Genomic DNA, 16,151 nt, shown 5'->3' on the forward strand with positions numbered 1-16,151 from the left:
GCGAAGCGAACCCTTGGGTACTCGAATGTGAACGGACACCCAACGCACGGTGCCTTCTGCTGGTCGAGCCGTGTCGAGACCGCTAGAACCGCCCGCCGGTACCGATGCGTCCCGACGACCCGGAGCCGCCGAACGAGCCCGGGCTCCGTCCGCCGCTGCCGAAGCCACCACCGAAGCCGCCGGGGTATCCACCCCGGTATCCGCCGCGACCGCCGCTGATGGTGCCGCGCAGGAAGCTGTCGACGAGGATGCCACCGAGAACGGCACCCGCGGTCGAGGTGCCGCCGGAGCGCGGCTGCTGCGACTGCTGCCAGTTCACGACATCACCTTGAGCGGCCATGAGCGCCTGGTCGGCGAGAGCGCCGGCTCGCCGCGCCGACGTGGTCGCCGCGGCCGGATCGGTTGCGGCGGCCTGCTGGGCGGTCTGGAGGAGGCGTTGCGCCTCGGCCAGCCGGGTCCGGGCAGTCGACTGCACGGCGCCGCGCCGCGTGCCGATGAAGTCCGACGCAGCGGTCACCTTTGCCGACGCCGACTCGAGGGCCGCGCTCAACACCTGTGCGCGGCGGGTGCGTTCGGCCGCGGAGTCCCGCGCGGCGTCGAGGGCGTCGTCGAGATCCGCATCGGCGTCGACCAGGGCGGTGAAGGTGCCCAGCGGATCGGCGTCGAAGCCGGTACGTCCGGCGTCGAGAGCAGTCTTCGCGGCTTCCGTGGCACTCGCCAGCGCGGGTCCGCCATCAGCGGTCAGTGACGCCGCCTCGGCGAGTTCGGCCTCCACCTCCTCGATCAGTGCCGGCATGCGGGACTGGGCGGCGGTGATGTTCGCGTCCGCGTGATCGATCGCGTCGAGGAGCACGGTGGCCTGCTCGATGGAGCCCTCGGCCGAGCGGATCGCGGCGACCGCGGGACCCTGTTGTCCGACCGGCGCCGCACTCGCGGCGCGACCCTGGTCGGCGGTCGCCTCGGCGAAATCGATCTGCTGCCGGGCGAGTTCGACGTTCGACAGGATCGAGGCGAGTGTCTGTTCGCCGTGTTTCTCGGTCAGCTCGGCGAGCTGCCGCGTCGCCGGGTCGAGGCGGGCGCGCAGGCCGATGAGCTGCTGGGTGATCGCGTCGAACCGCGCATCGGCGTTGATCAGGAGGTTGCGCATCGCATCGAAGGCCTCGACCTGGTCGTCGAGCGTGCCGTCGGCGTCGGTGCAGGACGTGATGATCTCGACGAGCATCGAGCGGCGCTCGTCGTCGGTTTCCGGGACGTCGTCGTCGAGCCGCTGCCGCAGGGTGAAGGACTGTGCGAGAGCAGTTTTCGCGCGCTCGAGTGCCGTGGTGAATGGTTCCGTCTCGGCCTCGCCGAATTCTCCGACGGCCAGGCGCAACTCTTCTTCGCTGGTGCGGACGGCGTTGTCGAGATCGGTGAGGACCTCACGCGACCACGGATCGAGCACGTCGAGCGGCTGCTCCGCGAGCTGATCGACGGTCAGTTCCTGTTCGCGCAGTGTCTCCAGGCCGCCCTCGATCCGACGCTGCTTGCGGCGGCGCGAGTAGAGGTACGCGCCGCCTCCGCCGACCACCACGGCTCCGCCGACGACTGCGGCGGCGATGACGCCGGTGTAGCTGGGATCGAGTTCCGACGAGAGCCCGTTGATCGCCGCGAGTCCGGCGTCGGCCCAGTTGCCCTCGCGCAGTTGCGGCACGACGTCGTCGTTCGCGACGCCCTCGAGGGTCGACTGGTCCAGACCACCGATGTTGTCGGGGGCGAACAGTCGATACGCGCGGTCCTCGGTGGCGACGGCGAGTAGGGCGTCGTGGTCGCCGAGTTCACTGGCCACCGCGGTCTGGTCGGCCCACTGCTCGCTGGTCAGACCCCCGAAATCCCGGACGTAGACGATCCACATCTGGATTCCGTGGTCGTTGTACAGCTTGTCGACGGCGGCCTCCAACTCGGACCGCTGGGCGGGCGAGATCGCGTTGGCCGAGTCGACGACATAGGTGGGGAGGCGCGTGGGCGGTTCGGCGGCGGCGGTGCCGGCTCCGATGCCCGTCAGCAGCAGAGTCATGCCGAGCGCGAGGCCGGCGGCCCCGAGAACTGCCGAGATGCGCCGGGCCACGACGTGCCCCCACCCACCACGAATCGCAGGTAACCGATGCATGATCACGAATCCAATCAGCCGCCGCATTCGGGTGAGTGTATGTCCGTCCCTGACCTCGATCGGTACCGGCACGTCTCAGCGTCGAGCGTCGCGCCACCGGCACAGGGCCTCGACGGCGGTGAGGTCGTAGTCGGGGCCCGTCACGCCGACTGTCAGGAGGGTGACGCCCTCGGCGGCCAGCGCGTCGGCATCGCGGAGCAGCGCGTCGACGTCGCCGCCGAACTGCAGGCCCGACGACCGTTCGATGGTCTCCGGGTCGCGGCCCACTGCTGCACAGTGTTCGGCGAGGACCTTCGACTTGTGGCGGTACTGTTCGAGGTCGTTGAACCCGTGCCAGACATCGCCGTGCTCGGCGATGTAGCGCAGTGTCTTCTTCTCGCCGCTGCCGCCGATGAGGATCGGGATGTCGCGGGTGGGCGCGGGATTGAGCTTGGCCAGCCGTGACTTGATGCGCGGCAGGGCCTCGCCGAAGGCGTTCAGTCGCGACCCTACGGTGCCGAACTCGTAGCCGTACTCGTCGTAGTCCTTCTGGAACCACCCGCCACCGACACCGAGGATGAGTCGGCCGCCGCTGATGTGGTCGACGGTGCGCGCCATGTCGGCCAGCAGTTCGGGGTTGCGGTAGGAGTTGCAGGTCACCAGCGCGCCGATCTCCACCCGCGAGGTCTGTTCCGCCCACGCACCGAGCATCGTCCAGCACTCGAAGTGCTCACCCTCGGGAGCGCCGTAGAGGGGATAGAAGTGGTCCCAGTTGAACGCGACGTCGACGCCCGCATCCTCGGCGCGGCGGACCGCGTCGCGGATCAGGCCGTACTCGGGAGCGTGCTGGGGCTGGATCTGGACACCGATGCGAAGAGGAAACGCCATGGCGACCAGTCTGCCTGCTTCCGGCGACGGCGTCGATGTCATTGCTCCCTGAGGAGCCCGGAGCGTGTGGGCCGTCCGTTTGCTCCCTGAGGAGCCCGGAGCTTGTGGGCCGTCCCTTTGCTCCCTGAGGAGCCCGGAGCTCGTGGGCCGTCTCTTTGCTCCCTGAGGAGCCCGGAGCTTGCGGAGGGCGTCTCGAAGGGTGGTACCAAGGACCGCGTGACACCGAGACCCGCCGCACCGTCGCTCGAGGAACTCCGACGCCGCACCAGCTCGAAGTGGTCCACTCATCCCGACGACGTGTTGCCGCTGTTCATCGCGGAGATGGATTACCAGCTCGCACCTGTGGTCGCGGAGGCGATGATCGACCGTATCCGGGCGTCGGATGTCGGGTATGCCGGTGACTCGGGCGGCGTCGGAACGGCTTTCGCCGGTTTCGCGGATCGGCGATGGAACTGGGAGGTCGGTGCGGACGATGTCGCGCTCACCACCGATGTCAGTGTCGTGATCGTCGAGACGCTGCGCTCGGCGATCGGCCCGGGTGCCGGCGTCATCCTGATGCCGCCGGTGTACCCGCCGTTCTTCGAGCTCATCCCGGAGGCCGGCGGAACCGTCGTCGAGGTGCCGTTGCTCGACGACCTGGTCCGGCGGATGGATCTCGACGGCATCGAGGCGGCACTGAAGTCGGGTGCGCGAGCGGTTCTGCTGTGTCACCCGCACAATCCCGTCGGACTCGTCCACGACGCATCCGATCTGGAACGGCTGGCCGAGCTCGCCGCGTCGTACGGTGCGATCGTGGTCAGCGACGAGATCCACGCACCGCTGGTCCATCCCGGGGTCGGGTTCGTCCCGTTCCTGACGGTGAGCGACACCGCGCGCGAGGTCGGCATCGCGGCGCATTCGGCGAGCAAGGCGTTCAACCTCGCCGGGGCCAAGTGTGCGCTGATGGTCGCCACCTCCGATACGACCCGGACGATCGTCGCAGGCCAGCCCGACGAGGTGCACTATCGAACGTCCATCCTCGGTCGCGCCGCGACCGAAGCGGCCTTCGCTCACGGCGACGACTGGCTCGACGCCACCCTGGAAGTCATCGGCGAGAGCCTGGATCTCCTGGATCAGCTTCTGGCCGAGCATCTTCCGGCTGTCGGCTATGCACGGCCGAGTGCGTCGTACCTGGCGTGGCTCGACTTCCGCGACGCCGGCCTCGGCGACAACCCGGGCCTGCCGATCCTCGAACACGGCCGGGTCGCGCTGCACTACGGCCCCGCGTTCGGCTCGCCGGGTAGGGGTTTCGCGCGGCTGAACGTCGCGTGTTCGCCGGAGGTGCTCACCGAGGCGATCGAGCGGATCGCCCGAGTCGTCGACAACTCGCCCGTTTCATAGCTCGAACCCGCGCCTGCCGCGGTGAAGTGCTATGAATCGGGAATGGGAAACGAGCGGGCCGCCGAGTGGGACGAGCGATACGGCAACGCGGAGCGGTTGTGGACCGCGGACGTCAATCCGGCGCTGATCACCGAGACCGAGGGGTTGGCGCCCGGCACCGCGCTCGACGTCGGGTCGGGGGAGGGCGCCGACGCCCGCTGGCTGGCGAAACGCGGCTGGCAGGTGACCGCCGTCGACATCTCGCAGGTGGCACTCGACCGAGCACGCGAGATCAGCGGCGACCTGCCGATCACCTGGACCCGTGCCGACCTCGTTGTCGATCCCGTCCCCGGTGACGACTTCGGTCTGGTCGCGCTGCACTACTTCCCGATCCCCGTCGCGGAGATCGAGGTCGCGCGCAAGCTCGTCGCCGCGGTCGGCCCGGGCGGATCCCTGCTGGTGGTCGCACATGCGCCGGAGGGTGTGCGGGCGCACGGCTTCGATCCCGACGATTTCGTGCAGCCGGGCGGTTTCGCGACACTTCTCGACGACGACTGGGAGATCGTCACCGACGAGACGCGCGAACGCGGCAAGGCCGCCGGCGGCGGTCACCACACGCATGACGTCGTGTTCCGGGCACGACGCCGGTGATCCCTAGCCGCCGAACAGCAGATACAGCCCGAGGAACGTGTAGCAGACCATCGTCACCATCATGGTGAGCTGTCCGGTCAGCTGATGTCGTCGCGGCAGGAGCCGCAGTGAGGCGTCGTGCGCGGCGGCCACTCCCAGCATGTGTCCGCCGACCACGAACACGACCTTGAGCGTCACCGTGACGGTCGGGTGATCCGACATGATGTACACCGGGTGGGCATCGCTGAGCCACAACAAGTTCCATCCCCGGCCCAGCGGATCGCCCAGGGCCAGGATGGCTTCCTGCCCCTGCTCGACGAGCGACTGCAGATAGTGGGCGAGGATGTAGCCGATGACGATCGGGACGAGTGAGTGTGCCATCAGGCCCGGTAGCCGACGGCGCAGATCGGGTTGCACACCGCCGACGGCGCGTGCCGCCGACCAGAACGTCACCGCGACAACGCCGACGAACACCAGCAGCCCGGCGGTCGAGAGCAGGGTGGCGATCGCCTGGTTGCCGTCGGCTCCGTCGCCACCGGCCTGCTCGGCGACGAAGTCCTGCCACTGGGGGAAGGCCGAGAAGCTGTCGAATGCGGTGGACCCGAGCAGGATTGCGAGCACGGTGACGGTGCCGGGCCGGATCGGCAGGGTGGTCAGCGAGTTCATCGGACTGCGCACGATCACGCGACCGTCGGGGTTCTTCGCGAACGGGGAGAGGCGGGAGGCGACCGTGCTGTAGACCGCGAACGGATCGGCATCCTCGGTCCAGCGAAGCCCGCAGATGATGCCGCCCACGAGGGTGATCGCGAGATAGCAGAGCAGCCAGATCCGCACCGATGAGACCGAATTCGGTTCCGGGGAGGCCAGTTCGAGCCAGACGAAGGCGAAGAGTCCGAACGCAGCCGGCCACCAGCCGAGGCGTCGGGGATAGTCCGTCAGGCCGACGACCCGGGACCCGAAGATCCCGCGCGCGATCCGCAGCACGGTGCGGATCGGTGACAGCAGTCGCCACACCGGGCCGATCAGCACCGACAGCACGATCATGCCCACCCACAGCAGTACGTAGAACGAGCCCGGCAGGGGGTTGTCGTGGGACGGCCCGAACGCGGCCACCACCAGCCACGCGGTGAGTATCAGTGCGGCACCGGCGAGTACCCCACGAAGCCATCGGTTGTCGACGGTCGAGGTCACCCACCCGGGGAGCTCGCGCCCGGCGTCGGATCGCCCGTATCGCGGAGTGCGCCAGGCGAAGGCGATCACCGCGAAGGAGATGGTCAGCGCCCACGCACCGCCGATCAGGACCGCGGTCAGCGGGACGGGCAGGAACTCCGAGCCGCCCAGCCCGTGGGCGAGCAGAGTCTCAGTCGGCCTCGCGGTCGGGGTCATCGGCCTCGTTCCAGGTCGGTGCGTCGGTGGGGTTCTCGGTGCGATCTCCGGTGGAATCCTCGATGGGGTCCTCGTCGTCATCTCCTCGACGACGATCGGCGATCGCGATCGCGATGATGACGCCCACCAGGATGAACGCGGGGATCACCGCGGGCAGCGCCAGTATCAGGGGATGCGTGGCGAGGTGGTGGACCACCGGGTCCGGTGCGGCGGCGATCATTGTTGGGGCTGCAATTCGGGTTTCCGCGCGCCCGAGGTCGCCTCACGGGAGTTGACCCGGCCGGCTCCCCACGACAGCGCGGCGATGAGCAACAGTGAACAGACCAGCACCACCACGGCTGCGGCGCCGAACAGCCACGACGGATAGTCGAAGGTGCGCTCGCGCTGGAGGATCGAGATCTCCGAGACGAACGGTTTCGTCGACGTCTGCTGGGCCGGCTCACCCTCCGCACCGATCGCGGGGTCCGCCGGCAGATACACCGGCACACCGGCCATGGTGGTGCCGTCCTGCACACGCAGGATGGTCTTCCACGACCCCGACACCGGGATCGGTTCGGTGGACCGGAACTGGTTGGGGCCTACCCGCTCGAGCCGGTCGATGACGATGCCGCGATCGTTGTCGACCCCGCCCTGCCAGGACATCAGCGTCACCCACTCGGGGTCACCGCTGATCGCGTCGGCCGGATCGAGGAAAACTTCGGCCGTGACGTTCTGCTCGGCGGCATCGTTCGGTCCGGCGGGGGTCAGGACGACCCGGGCGGTCATGTCGGCGGGTACGGAGACCCGCAGGCCGTTTGCGACCGCCCCGCCTATCACCACCACCGAGAGCACGACGGCGGTGATGCTGATCCAGCGTCGCGGCAGTCGCTCACCGACCGAGACGAGGCCCAGCAGGCCGCCGCACAGACCCGCCACCACGCCGACCGGGACGGCCATCGCCAGCGCTTCGCCCCACATGCCGGTGACCCAGGGGAACGGATATGCCGCGGCGATCCACCAGGATTCGATCCAGAGTCCGATCGTCGCGACCCCCAGGCCCGCCACCGCACCGAAGAGCACGCGGCGCTTGATGAGCGGCGTCAACGCGAGCAACTCGACGACCACGGCCGCGCCGAGGTAGAGGGGGAACACGTTGATCGGCGCGCCGAGCGCCGGCCCGACCACGACCGCGACGACGCCACGCAGCAGGATCGCGAACACCGCTGCGACCAGGGCACTACCCGGCCCGAGGCTGATCCGCGCGGCGACGAGGGCGAACGCACCGGCACCGGCGATCATCATCGGCTGCAGCACGAGCCGGAACTGCTCGACACCGAAGTCGTACTCGATCTGGAAGACCGACATGCCGATCACCAGGCCACCGAACGCCAGGCAGCGGACCAGCCACTGCCCGCGCCCGTCCGGCGGGAGGTCGGGGCCCATCGCGGCCCTGCCCTCGCGGTCGAGGATGACGACCGCGATGAGCGACAGTCCCGCGCCCCCGATCAGCATCAGGTGCGTCGGACCCCAGAGCGTGACGTCCTGACCGAAGATACGGTGCCAGACGTCGTCCAGCGGGAAGCCCACCAGGGCATAGAAGCCGCAGCCCGCCAACAGGATTCCGCCGACCGGCGCGTACCAGTGGCGGGTGATCCGGACGGCCGCGCGGCCGGGCTTGTCGAAGGGCAGGAAGACCGACAGCATGCCGGAGATGAACAGCAGGAACAGGCCCACCAGGATGAAGTAGTGCGCCGGGTTGGCGAGCGGTCCCTCGTCGCGGCCGTCACCGATGTGCAGGCTGACGTCCCAGAGGAAGCCGAACAGGGCGCAGATGATCGTGCTGGTGAACAGGAAGATCGGCAGCGCCGCCCACGGGGGTCGGTTGACGCGGCGCGCCGCCCAGTCGGCCAGGGTGGTCAGCCACGTGATCTTGCGCGTGCGGTGTAGGTATCCGATCCAGAGCAGACCGATCGACACGACTGCGGCTGCCGCGGACATCAGGAACACCTGGTCGAGCGCCGCACCGCCGCCCTCGGCGGCGAGATGGAGTGACGTGCCATCGCTTGTTGTCATGGACGAAGTATGCACATCTTGGTCATGTCCCGGGAGGCGGTCGGTCAAACTCCGACTTTGGGACACGGACGGGTGATGTCGTCGCGACGCGCAGGCGGAAACTAGGTTGTGCACAATTAAGTTGTGCACTACTGTTCTGGAACGTGCCCACCAATCCGGAGCCCCTCGACCGACAGCTCTGTTTCTCGTTGTATGCCGCCACCCGGGCTGTCACCGGCCTCTACCGAGAGGTGCTGTCCGAGTTCGGGCTCACGTTTCCCCAGTACCTCGTGCTGCTCGCCCTCTGGGAACAGGACGGGCTCACCGTGCGGGAACTGGGCGAGCGGCTCCAGCTCGACAGCGGCACGTTGTCGCCGCTACTCCGTCGTCTCGAGCGGGCCGGGTACATCGCCCGCGAACCTTCGGCCGAGGATGCCCGTGTGGTTCATGTCCACCTGACCCGGGAAGGGGATGCGCTGCGTAGCCAGGGCGGCCGGATCCAAGGATGCCTGGTGGACAACCTGGACCTCACCTACGACGAGGCGTCGACCCTGCATGCGCTGGCGCACAAGGTCACCGATCAGGCGCGCGGCCGGCTGCCGCGTAACTGATCAAGGGAGTCAAGTCATCGCCAACCAGTTGAAGGAGACAATCATGAACACCCTCTACACCGCAGAAGCCCTGGCCACCGGCGCGGGGCGCAACGGCCACGTCCGCACCACCGACGGCTTCGTCGACACCGACCTCGCCATTCCGCGCGAGATGGGTGGTGCCGGCGGTGCCGCCAACCCCGAGCTGCTCTTCGCCGCGGGTTATGCCGCCTGCTTCCACTCCGCCCTGCAGGCGGTGGCGCGCGAGGCCAAGGCCACGCTGGGCGATTCGAGCGTCGGTGCCAAGGTCGGCATCGGCGCCGACGAGCAGGGCGGCTTCCAGCTCGCTGTCACTCTCGAGGTCGTCATCCCCGACCTTCCCCAGGACCAGGCGCAGGCTCTCGCCGACCGTGCGCATCAGGTCTGCCCCTACTCCAACGCCACCCGCGGCAACATCGACGTCAACGTCATCGTCGTCGACGACTGATCGAGCCTCGCCGGTAGAGCAGCTCCGCAGGGGGCCGTCAGCGGCAGACGGCTCCCTGCGAAGCGGACGTGACCAGCTTCGAGTACTTCGCCAGGACGCCACGCGTGTACCGGGGTGGCAGGGGAGTGAACTCCTTTGCGCGAGCCTCGAGTTCGGCGTCGTCGACGAGAAGGTCGAGGAGGCCGCGACCCACGTCGAGGCGGATGCGATCCCCGTCGCGGACCAGGGCGATGGGGCCACCGTCGACGGCCTCCGGTGCAACGTGGCCCACGCACAGACCAGTGGTGCCGCCCGAGAACCGGCCGTCGGTCATCAGGAGGACGTCCTTGCCGAGGCCCGCGCCCTTGATGGCGCCGGTGATGGCCAGCATCTCGCGCATCCCCGGTCCGCCCTTGGGGCCTTCGTAGCGGATGACGACGACGTCGCCGGCGGTGATCGTGCCGTCCTCGAGTGCATCCATGGCGGCGCGCTCGCGGTCGAAAACCCGTGCGGTGCCCTCGAATACGTCGGAGTCGAAGCCCGCCGACTTCACCACGGCCCCTTCCGGAGCCAGCGATCCCTTGAGGATGGTGATGCCCCCGGTCGGGTGGATGGGCGACTTGGTGGCGCGCAGGACCTGTCCGTCGGGGTCGGGCGGGGCGATGTGCGCGAGGTTCTCCGCGACCGTCTTGCCGGTCACCGTCAGGCAGTCGCCGTGCAGCAGCCCGGCGTCGAGGAGGGCCTTCATCACCACCGGCACACCACCGATGCGGTCGACGTCGGTCATCACGTGCCGCCCGAACGGTTTGACGTCGGCGAGGTGAGGGACGCGGGCGCCCACGCGGATGAAATCGTCGAGCGACAACTCGACCTCGGCCTCGTTGGCGATGGCGAGCAGGTGGAGCACCGCGTTGGTGGACCCGCCGAACGCCATCACGACGGCGATCGCGTTCTCGAAGGCCTCGCGGGTCATGATGTCGCGCGCGGTGATTCCGCGGCGCAGCATCTCGACGACGGCCACTCCGCTCTGCCGGGCGAACTGGTCCCGTCGCTTGTCCGGAGCCGGGGGAGCAGCGCTGCCGGGTAGGGACATCCCGAGTGCCTCGGCGGCGCTGGCCATCGTGTTGGCCGTGTACATGCCGCCGCACGCACCCTCACCCGGGCAGATGGCGCGTTCGATGGTGTCGACGTCCTCGCGGCTCATGAGCCCGCGGGCGCATGCGCCCACCGCCTCGAAGGCGTCGATGATGGTGACCTGACGTTCTTCGCCGTCGGACAGCGTGGCGTATCCGGGCAGCGTCGACCCGGCGTAGAGGAACACCGACGCGAGATCGAGCCGGGCGGCGGCCATGAGCATGCCGGGCAGGGACTTGTCGCAGCCGGCGAGCAGCACCGAACCGTCGAGCCGTTCGGCACTCATCACGGTTTCCACGCTGTCGGCGATCACCTCGCGGGAGACCAACGAGAAGTGCATGCCCTCGTGACCCATCGAGATGCCGTCGGAGACCGAGATGGTGCCGAATTCGAGGGGATAACCGCCGCCCTCGTGGACGCCGCCCTTGACGGCCTTGGCCAGCCGGTCGAGCGAGAGGTTGCACGGGGTGATCTCGTTCCACGACGACCCCACTCCGATCTGGGGTTTCGCCCAGTCGTCGTCGCCCATGCCCACCGCGCGGAGCATGCCACGGGCGGCGGTCTTCTCCAGGCCGTCCGTGACGTCGCGACTGCGCGGCTTGATGTCGGCTTCGACGCCCGTCTCTGTTCGGTTGGTCATGAACCCACCGTAGTGGCCCGCGAAAGTGATCAGGTTGCGTTTGATCCCGGAGTGCGGGCACAAACGCAACCTGATCTGGTCGGACAGCGGATCTCTAGGCGCGCAGCTCCCGCTTGAGCAGCTTGCCGCTCTGGTTGCGCGGCAGTTCCTCGACGAACTTCACCAGCTTCGGGACCTTGAACGGCGCGAGCTGTTGCTTGACGTGGTCGATCAGCTCGGCCTCGGTGACCGCAGCCTCGGCGCGCAGCACGACGACCGCGGTGATCGCCTCGATCCACTTGTCGTCCGGGGTGCCGATCACCGCGACCTCCGCCACGGCGTCGTGGGTGTAGATCGCATCCTCGACCTCGCGTGAGGCGACGAGGATGCCACCGGTGTTGATGACGTCCTTGATGCGGTCGACGACGGTGACGTAACCCTCCTCGTCGCGCGTGACGAGGTCACCGGAGTGGAACCAGCCGCCCCGGAAGGCCTCGTCGGTCGCGGCCGGGTTGTCCCAGTAGCCCTGGCACAGCTGCGGTGAGCGGTACAGGATCTCACCCGGCTCACCGACGGGTACGTCGTTGCCGTCGGCGTCGACGACGCGGGTCTCGACGAAGAACACCGGCCGGCCGCACGAGGCGGGTCGGGCGTCGTGCTCCTCGGGGCGGAGAACCGTTGCCAGCGGACCGATCTCGGACTGGCCGAAGCAGTTGTAGAAGCCCAGATCGGGGTAGCGCTCGCGGAGGCGCTGCAGGACGGTGACCGGCATGATCGACGCACCGTACTGCGCCTTCCGCAACGACGACAGGTCGCGGGTCTCGAGGTCGGGATGCGCGGCCAGCGGCACCCACACCGTGGGTGCCAGGAACAGCGAACCGATCTTGTATTCCTCGACGAGGCGCAGGATCTCGGGGATGTCCGGTGCCGGCATCAGCCGGACCGTGGCGCCCACCGCCAGATAAGGAACCATGAAGACGTGCATTCCCGCCGAGTGGTAGAGCGGCATACAGATCAGCGGGTTGTCGTCGGAGTCGAGATCCAGGGCGATGATCGACGAGGTGTACTCGTGGATGAGCGCGCGGTGGGTCATCATGGCGCCCTTGGGCTTCGACGTCGTGCCCGAGGTGTAGAGGAACTGGACCAGGTCGGTGTCCTCCACCGCGACGTCCAGTGCGGGCACGTCTCCCGCGGTGGCGATGGCGATCAGCGAATCATCGGCGTCGCGCAGGGGGAGCACGAACTCGGCCGGCACGACGTCGATGACGGCGTCGAGGTTGTCGGTGAGACCCGGGTCGACGAGCACGGCGCGCGCACCGGACTGCTCGAGGAGGTAGCTCAGCTCGCCGCCGCGCAACGCGTAGTTGATCGGCACGTGCACGAGTCCGGCACGCGCCGCGGCGAGGTAGCCGATGACGTAGGCGTGCGAGTTGGTGCCGTAGCCGGCCACGCGATCACCCTTGGCCAGGCCGAGGGAGAGGAGGTGCGCGGCGGCGCGGGTCACCGCGTCGTCGAGTTCGCGGTAGGTGAGGGTGTCGTCGCCGAAATGCAGGGCGGCGCGGTCGGGGAATCTCGCGGCAGTGCGGCGCAGCACTCCGTCGACGGTGTTCGAAGTGGGGGTCATCACCTCATCAGAATGACTGCTGCAATCCCGGCGGTGGCACACACCCCCTGCCGCGTCCGGCACCTGCGCAGGGCGTCTGTCACAGTCGAAGGACAGCACGAATCGGAGATCGACGCGATGGAGATGTGGCCCATGGGAAAAGACCGAGATCGGGATCCCGACGGTCGCGCCCGACAGGCTCGGCCGCGTGACGAACTGGGTCGCCCGCTGCCGTACGGTGCGCCGGGCGTCGAGCCGGTGCCCGAGGAGCCGTTGCCACCGCACGAGACGATCGCATTCGCGTGGCGGCTGCTCGAGGACGGCCGGCCGTTCTCCGCCCACGAGGTGTTCGAGACGCGATGGAAGTCCTGTCCGGCCGAGGAACGTCCCCTGTGGCAGGGGCTCGCCCAGCTCTGCGTGGCGCTGACGCATCATCGACGCGGAAACACTGTCGGTGCCCGACGCCTCTACGATCGGGCGGCCGCGCGACTCGTCGAGTACGAGAACGCCGGCGGAGTGAGGTACGAGATGGATCTGACGGCGATCCGCGACTGCGTGCTCGACGAGATCGACGAGGCCGAACCGACCTGAGGTGGTCCGGCCGAGTGTCATCGCCGGTAGGGCCGAGTTGTCGCACCGGTATGCGAACATATGTTCTATGCGGATCGAGCGGCGGGAGCGGCAGGAGGCAACGATCCTGCATGCCGATCTCGACTCCTTCTACGCATCGGTCGAGCAACGGGACGACCCGACCCTGCGGGGACGCCCCGTGCTGGTGGGCGGAGGAGTTGTGCTGGCCGCGAGCTACGAGGCCAAGGCCAGGGGAGTGCGGTCGCCGATGCCCGGTCACGAGGCTCGGGCGCTCTGCCCTGATGCCGTGGTCGTCCGGCCCCGGTTCGACGCCTACATGGAGGCCAGCCGCGAGGTCTTCAACATCTTCCATGACACCACTCCGGTGGTCGAGGGCATCTCGGTCGACGAGGCATTCCTCGACGTCGGCGGCCTGGGCCGGATCAGCGGGACCCCGCACGACATCGCCTCGACGATCCGGGTTCGAGTGCGTGAGGAGGTCGGCCTGCCGATCACCGTCGGTGGTGCGCGCAGCAAGTTCCTGGCGAAGGTGGCCAGCGCCGTCGGCAAGCCCGACGGTCTGCTGATCGTCGCGCCCGGCACCGAGCTCGCGTTTCTCCATCCCCTGCCGGTGCGTCGGCTGTGGGGCGTCGGGCCGGTGACGGAGTCCAAGCTGCACGACGCCGGAGTCGAGACCGTCGGTCAGCTGGCCGCGATGGGTGAGCGATCGCTACGCGCGGTCGTCGGATCGGGCGCGGGACGGCACCTGTTCGCCCTCTCGATGGCGCAGGACCCGCGTCGGGTCGAGACCGGTAAGCGCCGATCCTCGATCGGTTCGCAACGCGCGCTCGGGCGTCGGCCAAAGTCCGAGGCCGACCTCGAGGCGACCATCGTGGCGATCGTCGAACGCCTCGGTAAGCGGTTGCGGACGGCCGAGAGGGTCTGTCGCACAGTCGTTCTGCGGCTGCGTTTCGATGACTTCGCCCGCGCGACCCGCTCCCGCACCCTCCCTGAGCCCACCGACCGCACCGACCTCATCATGGCGTCGGCGCGTGGCCTCCTCGCCGACGCGATGCCGATCATCCGGGAGCGCGGCTGCACTCTCGTCGGATTGTCGCTGACCAACCTCGACGACCACGACAACATCCAGCTGACCCTGCCGTTCGACACCGATCATGCCGAACAGCTCGACGCCACGATGGATCTTCTGCGTGACCGGTTCGGCCGGGATTCGGTCACCCGCGCCGTGCTGATCGGCCGTCACCACGGCGACGACGCCCCGATGCTCCCCGATTAGGGATTTCGCAGAGGTAGCGCGCGCCAGGTCACCACTTCTTCTACCGATCGTCGATGCCGTCCTCGCCAGGACCATCGACCCCCCAAATCGTGACCTGAGAATGCCACGGCCGGGGTACGTCACAGGCCGCGCGCACTAGAGTGGACGACCATGACCACGCAAGTAGACGCCACCAATCCCGACCTGGTGACGGTCGGTGTGCCGACGCACTGGTACAACCTCGCCGCCGAGCTCGAGACACCGATTCCCCCGCATCTGCATCCCGGCACCAAGGAGCCGGTGGGTCCCGAGGATCTCGCCGCGTTGTTCCCCAGCGGACTCATCGCGCAGGAGGTCTCCTCTGAGGCCTACATCGAGATCCCCGAACCGGTCCGCGAGATCTACCAGATGTGGCGCCCGTCGCCGCTGATCCGCGCACGTCGCTTCGAGCAGGCGCTCAACACCAAGGCGCGCATCTACGTCAAGTACGAGGGCGTCAGCCCGGTCGGCAGCCACAAAACCAATTCCGCTGTCGCGCAGGCCTATTACAACAGCCTCGACGGCGTCACCAAGCTGACGACCGAGACCGGTGCCGGGCAGTGGGGTAGCGCGCTCGCCTTCGCGGGTGCGCAGTTCGGCATCGACGTCGAGGTCTGGCAGGTGCGCGCCTCGTACAGCTCGAAGCCGTATCGTGGCTTCCTGATCCGCACCTACGGCGGCACGATCCACCCGAGCCCCTCGGACCTGACCGAGTCGGGACGGGCGATGCTCGCCAAGGACCCGAACACCACGGGCAGCCTCGGCATGGCGGTCAGTGAGGCGGTCGAGGTCGCCGCTTCCGATCCGGACACCCGCTACGCACTCGGCAGCGTGCTCAACCACGTCGTGCTGCACCAGAGCGTCATCGGCGTGGAGGCCGTCGATCAGCTCAACGCCGTCGAACCCGGCGGAGCGGACATCGTCTTCGGTTGTGCCGGTGGCGGTTCCAATCTCGCGGGACTCTCCTTCCCGTTCCTGCGGGAGAAGCTGCACGGACGGTCGAACCCGCGCGTGGTCGCGGCCGAGCCGGCCGCCTGCCCGTCCATCACCCAGGGTGAGTACCGCTACGACCACGGCGATGTCGCCGGTCTCACGCCGCTGCTCAAGATGCACACGCTCGGAATGGATTTCGTTCCGGATCCGATCCATGCTGGTGGTCTGCGCTACCACGGTATGGCACCGGCGCTGAGCCACACGGTCGAGCTCGGACTCGTTCAGGGCGTTGCGATCACCCAGCACGATGCGTTCAGCGCGGGCGTGCAGTTCGCGCGGACGCAGGGTATCGTCCCGGCCCCGGAGTCGACGCATGCCATCGCCGCGTGTGCCGCCCACGTCGCCGACAGTGACAAGGAAGAGGTCGTGGTCATCGGCCTGTCGGGCCACGGCCAGCTCGATCTTCCCGCCTACGCGGAATTCCTCGACGGCAAATTCTGAG

Annotated in this window: 14 protein-coding genes; 7 read left to right on the top strand and 7 right to left on the bottom strand. The window is 68.4% G+C overall.

Annotated features, from left to right (window positions below):
* Window positions 1-82: 82 nt before the first annotated feature.
* A complete protein-coding gene (locus BPODLACK_RS02530) occupies window positions 83-2,053 on the bottom strand; it encodes a TPM domain-containing protein (protein WP_442903255.1) in 1,971 nt (656 codons plus the stop codon).
* Window positions 2,054-2,221: 168 nt separating this feature from the next.
* On the bottom strand, window positions 2,222-3,013 hold the full coding sequence (locus BPODLACK_RS02535) for an LLM class F420-dependent oxidoreductase (protein ID WP_024499065.1): 792 nt from the start codon (window positions 3,011-3,013) through the stop codon (window positions 2,222-2,224).
* 216 nt (window positions 3,014-3,229) lie between these two features.
* Here BPODLACK_RS02535 and BPODLACK_RS02540 point away from each other — a divergent pair, with 216 nt between their 5' ends.
* Entirely contained in the window at window positions 3,230-4,393 is a 1,164-nt protein-coding gene (locus tag BPODLACK_RS02540; protein WP_024499066.1) for a MalY/PatB family protein, read from the top strand.
* A 42-nt stretch (window positions 4,394-4,435) separates the two neighbouring features.
* Window positions 4,436-5,023: a class I SAM-dependent methyltransferase gene (locus BPODLACK_RS02545; RefSeq protein ID WP_024499067.1), complete on the top strand. Its 588-nt coding sequence runs from the start codon at window positions 4,436-4,438 to the stop codon at window positions 5,021-5,023.
* 3 nt (window positions 5,024-5,026) lie between these two features.
* On the opposite strand, the gene BPODLACK_RS02550 is transcribed toward BPODLACK_RS02545, so the two are convergent.
* From BPODLACK_RS02550 to BPODLACK_RS02560, 3 genes are read right to left on the bottom strand one after another with little or no spacing between them, the layout of a single operon-like run.
* The gene (locus BPODLACK_RS02550) at window positions 5,027-6,388 is read right to left on the bottom strand and encodes a hypothetical protein (protein ID WP_024499068.1); all 1,362 of its coding nucleotides are present in this window, start codon (window positions 6,386-6,388) and stop codon (window positions 5,027-5,029) included.
* Entirely contained in the window at window positions 6,363-6,608 is a 246-nt protein-coding gene (locus BPODLACK_RS02555; protein ID WP_035760547.1) for a hypothetical protein, read from the bottom strand. The genes BPODLACK_RS02550 and BPODLACK_RS02555 overlap by 26 nt, the downstream gene beginning before the upstream one ends.
* Complete coding sequence (locus BPODLACK_RS02560) at window positions 6,605-8,440, bottom strand: hypothetical protein (protein WP_024499070.1); 1,836 nt, start codon at window positions 8,438-8,440, stop codon at window positions 6,605-6,607. Before BPODLACK_RS02560 ends, BPODLACK_RS02555 begins: the two co-directional genes overlap by 4 nt.
* A 143-nt stretch (window positions 8,441-8,583) precedes the next feature.
* Here BPODLACK_RS02560 and BPODLACK_RS02565 point away from each other — a divergent pair, with 143 nt between their 5' ends.
* On the top strand, window positions 8,584-9,030 hold the full coding sequence (locus tag BPODLACK_RS02565) for a MarR family winged helix-turn-helix transcriptional regulator (RefSeq protein ID WP_024499071.1): 447 nt from the start codon (window positions 8,584-8,586) through the stop codon (window positions 9,028-9,030).
* A 43-nt stretch (window positions 9,031-9,073) separates the two neighbouring features.
* Window positions 9,074-9,496, top strand: a complete 423-nt coding sequence (locus BPODLACK_RS02570; RefSeq protein WP_024499072.1) for an organic hydroperoxide resistance protein — start codon at window positions 9,074-9,076, stop codon at window positions 9,494-9,496.
* Between the two features lie 37 nt (window positions 9,497-9,533).
* Here BPODLACK_RS02570 and ilvD read toward each other — a convergent pair whose 3' ends face one another.
* Both ilvD and BPODLACK_RS02580 read right to left on the bottom strand, forming a co-directional pair.
* Complete coding sequence (ilvD, locus tag BPODLACK_RS02575) at window positions 9,534-11,249, bottom strand: dihydroxy-acid dehydratase (protein ID WP_024499073.1); 1,716 nt, start codon at window positions 11,247-11,249, stop codon at window positions 9,534-9,536.
* A gap of 94 nt (window positions 11,250-11,343) precedes the next feature.
* Window positions 11,344-12,852 (bottom strand): acyl-CoA synthetase, encoded by a 1,509-nt coding sequence (locus tag BPODLACK_RS02580; protein WP_159404651.1) that lies wholly within the window; start codon window positions 12,850-12,852, stop codon window positions 11,344-11,346.
* Window positions 12,853-12,984: 132 nt separating this feature from the next.
* Here BPODLACK_RS02580 and BPODLACK_RS02585 point away from each other — a divergent pair, with 132 nt between their 5' ends.
* The 3 genes from BPODLACK_RS02585 to BPODLACK_RS02595 all read left to right on the top strand — a co-directional run bounded on the left by BPODLACK_RS02585 (window position 12,985) and on the right by BPODLACK_RS02595 (window position 16,150).
* A complete protein-coding gene (locus tag BPODLACK_RS02585) occupies window positions 12,985-13,422 on the top strand; it encodes a DUF309 domain-containing protein (protein ID WP_159404707.1) in 438 nt (145 codons plus the stop codon).
* A gap of 67 nt (window positions 13,423-13,489) precedes the next feature.
* A complete protein-coding gene (gene dinB / locus BPODLACK_RS02590; protein ID WP_159404652.1) occupies window positions 13,490-14,698 on the top strand; it encodes a DNA polymerase IV in 1,209 nt (402 codons plus the stop codon).
* 150 nt (window positions 14,699-14,848) lie between these two features.
* Window positions 14,849-16,150, top strand: a complete 1,302-nt coding sequence (locus tag BPODLACK_RS02595) for a TrpB-like pyridoxal phosphate-dependent enzyme (protein ID WP_159404653.1) — start codon at window positions 14,849-14,851, stop codon at window positions 16,148-16,150.
* Window position 16,151: the final 1 nt, after the last annotated feature.

It is taken from the genome of Gordonia sp. YY1, from assembly GCF_009872315.1.
GTDB lineage: Bacteria > Actinomycetota > Actinomycetes > Mycobacteriales > Mycobacteriaceae > Gordonia > Gordonia amicalis.

Excerpts from the sequence above, each read along its gene's own strand:
- BPODLACK_RS02530 (WP_442903255.1), bottom strand. The coding sequence starts at position 2,053 with ATGACTCTGCTGCTGACGGGCATCGGAGCCGGCACCGCCGCCGCCGAA.
- BPODLACK_RS02535 (WP_024499065.1), bottom strand. The coding sequence starts at position 3,013 with ATGGCGTTTCCTCTTCGCATCGGTGTCCAGATCCAGCCCCAGCACGCT.
- BPODLACK_RS02545 (WP_024499067.1), top strand. The coding sequence starts at position 4,436 with ATGGGAAACGAGCGGGCCGCCGAGTGGGACGAGCGATACGGCAACGCG.
- BPODLACK_RS02550 (WP_024499068.1), bottom strand. The coding sequence starts at position 6,388 with ATGACCCCGACCGCGAGGCCGACTGAGACTCTGCTCGCCCACGGGCTG.
- BPODLACK_RS02555 (WP_035760547.1), bottom strand. The coding sequence starts at position 6,608 with ATGATCGCCGCCGCACCGGACCCGGTGGTCCACCACCTCGCCACGCAT.
- BPODLACK_RS02560 (WP_024499070.1), bottom strand. The coding sequence starts at position 8,440 with ATGACAACAAGCGATGGCACGTCACTCCATCTCGCCGCCGAGGGCGGC.
- BPODLACK_RS02570 (WP_024499072.1), top strand. The coding sequence starts at position 9,074 with ATGAACACCCTCTACACCGCAGAAGCCCTGGCCACCGGCGCGGGGCGC.
- ilvD (WP_024499073.1), bottom strand. The coding sequence starts at position 11,249 with ATGACCAACCGAACAGAGACGGGCGTCGAAGCCGACATCAAGCCGCGC.
- BPODLACK_RS02580 (WP_159404651.1), bottom strand. The coding sequence starts at position 12,852 with ATGACCCCCACTTCGAACACCGTCGACGGAGTGCTGCGCCGCACTGCC.
- BPODLACK_RS02585 (WP_159404707.1), top strand. The coding sequence starts at position 12,985 with ATGGGAAAAGACCGAGATCGGGATCCCGACGGTCGCGCCCGACAGGCT.
- dinB (WP_159404652.1), top strand. The coding sequence starts at position 13,490 with ATGCGGATCGAGCGGCGGGAGCGGCAGGAGGCAACGATCCTGCATGCC.
- BPODLACK_RS02595 (WP_159404653.1), top strand. The coding sequence starts at position 14,849 with ATGACCACGCAAGTAGACGCCACCAATCCCGACCTGGTGACGGTCGGT.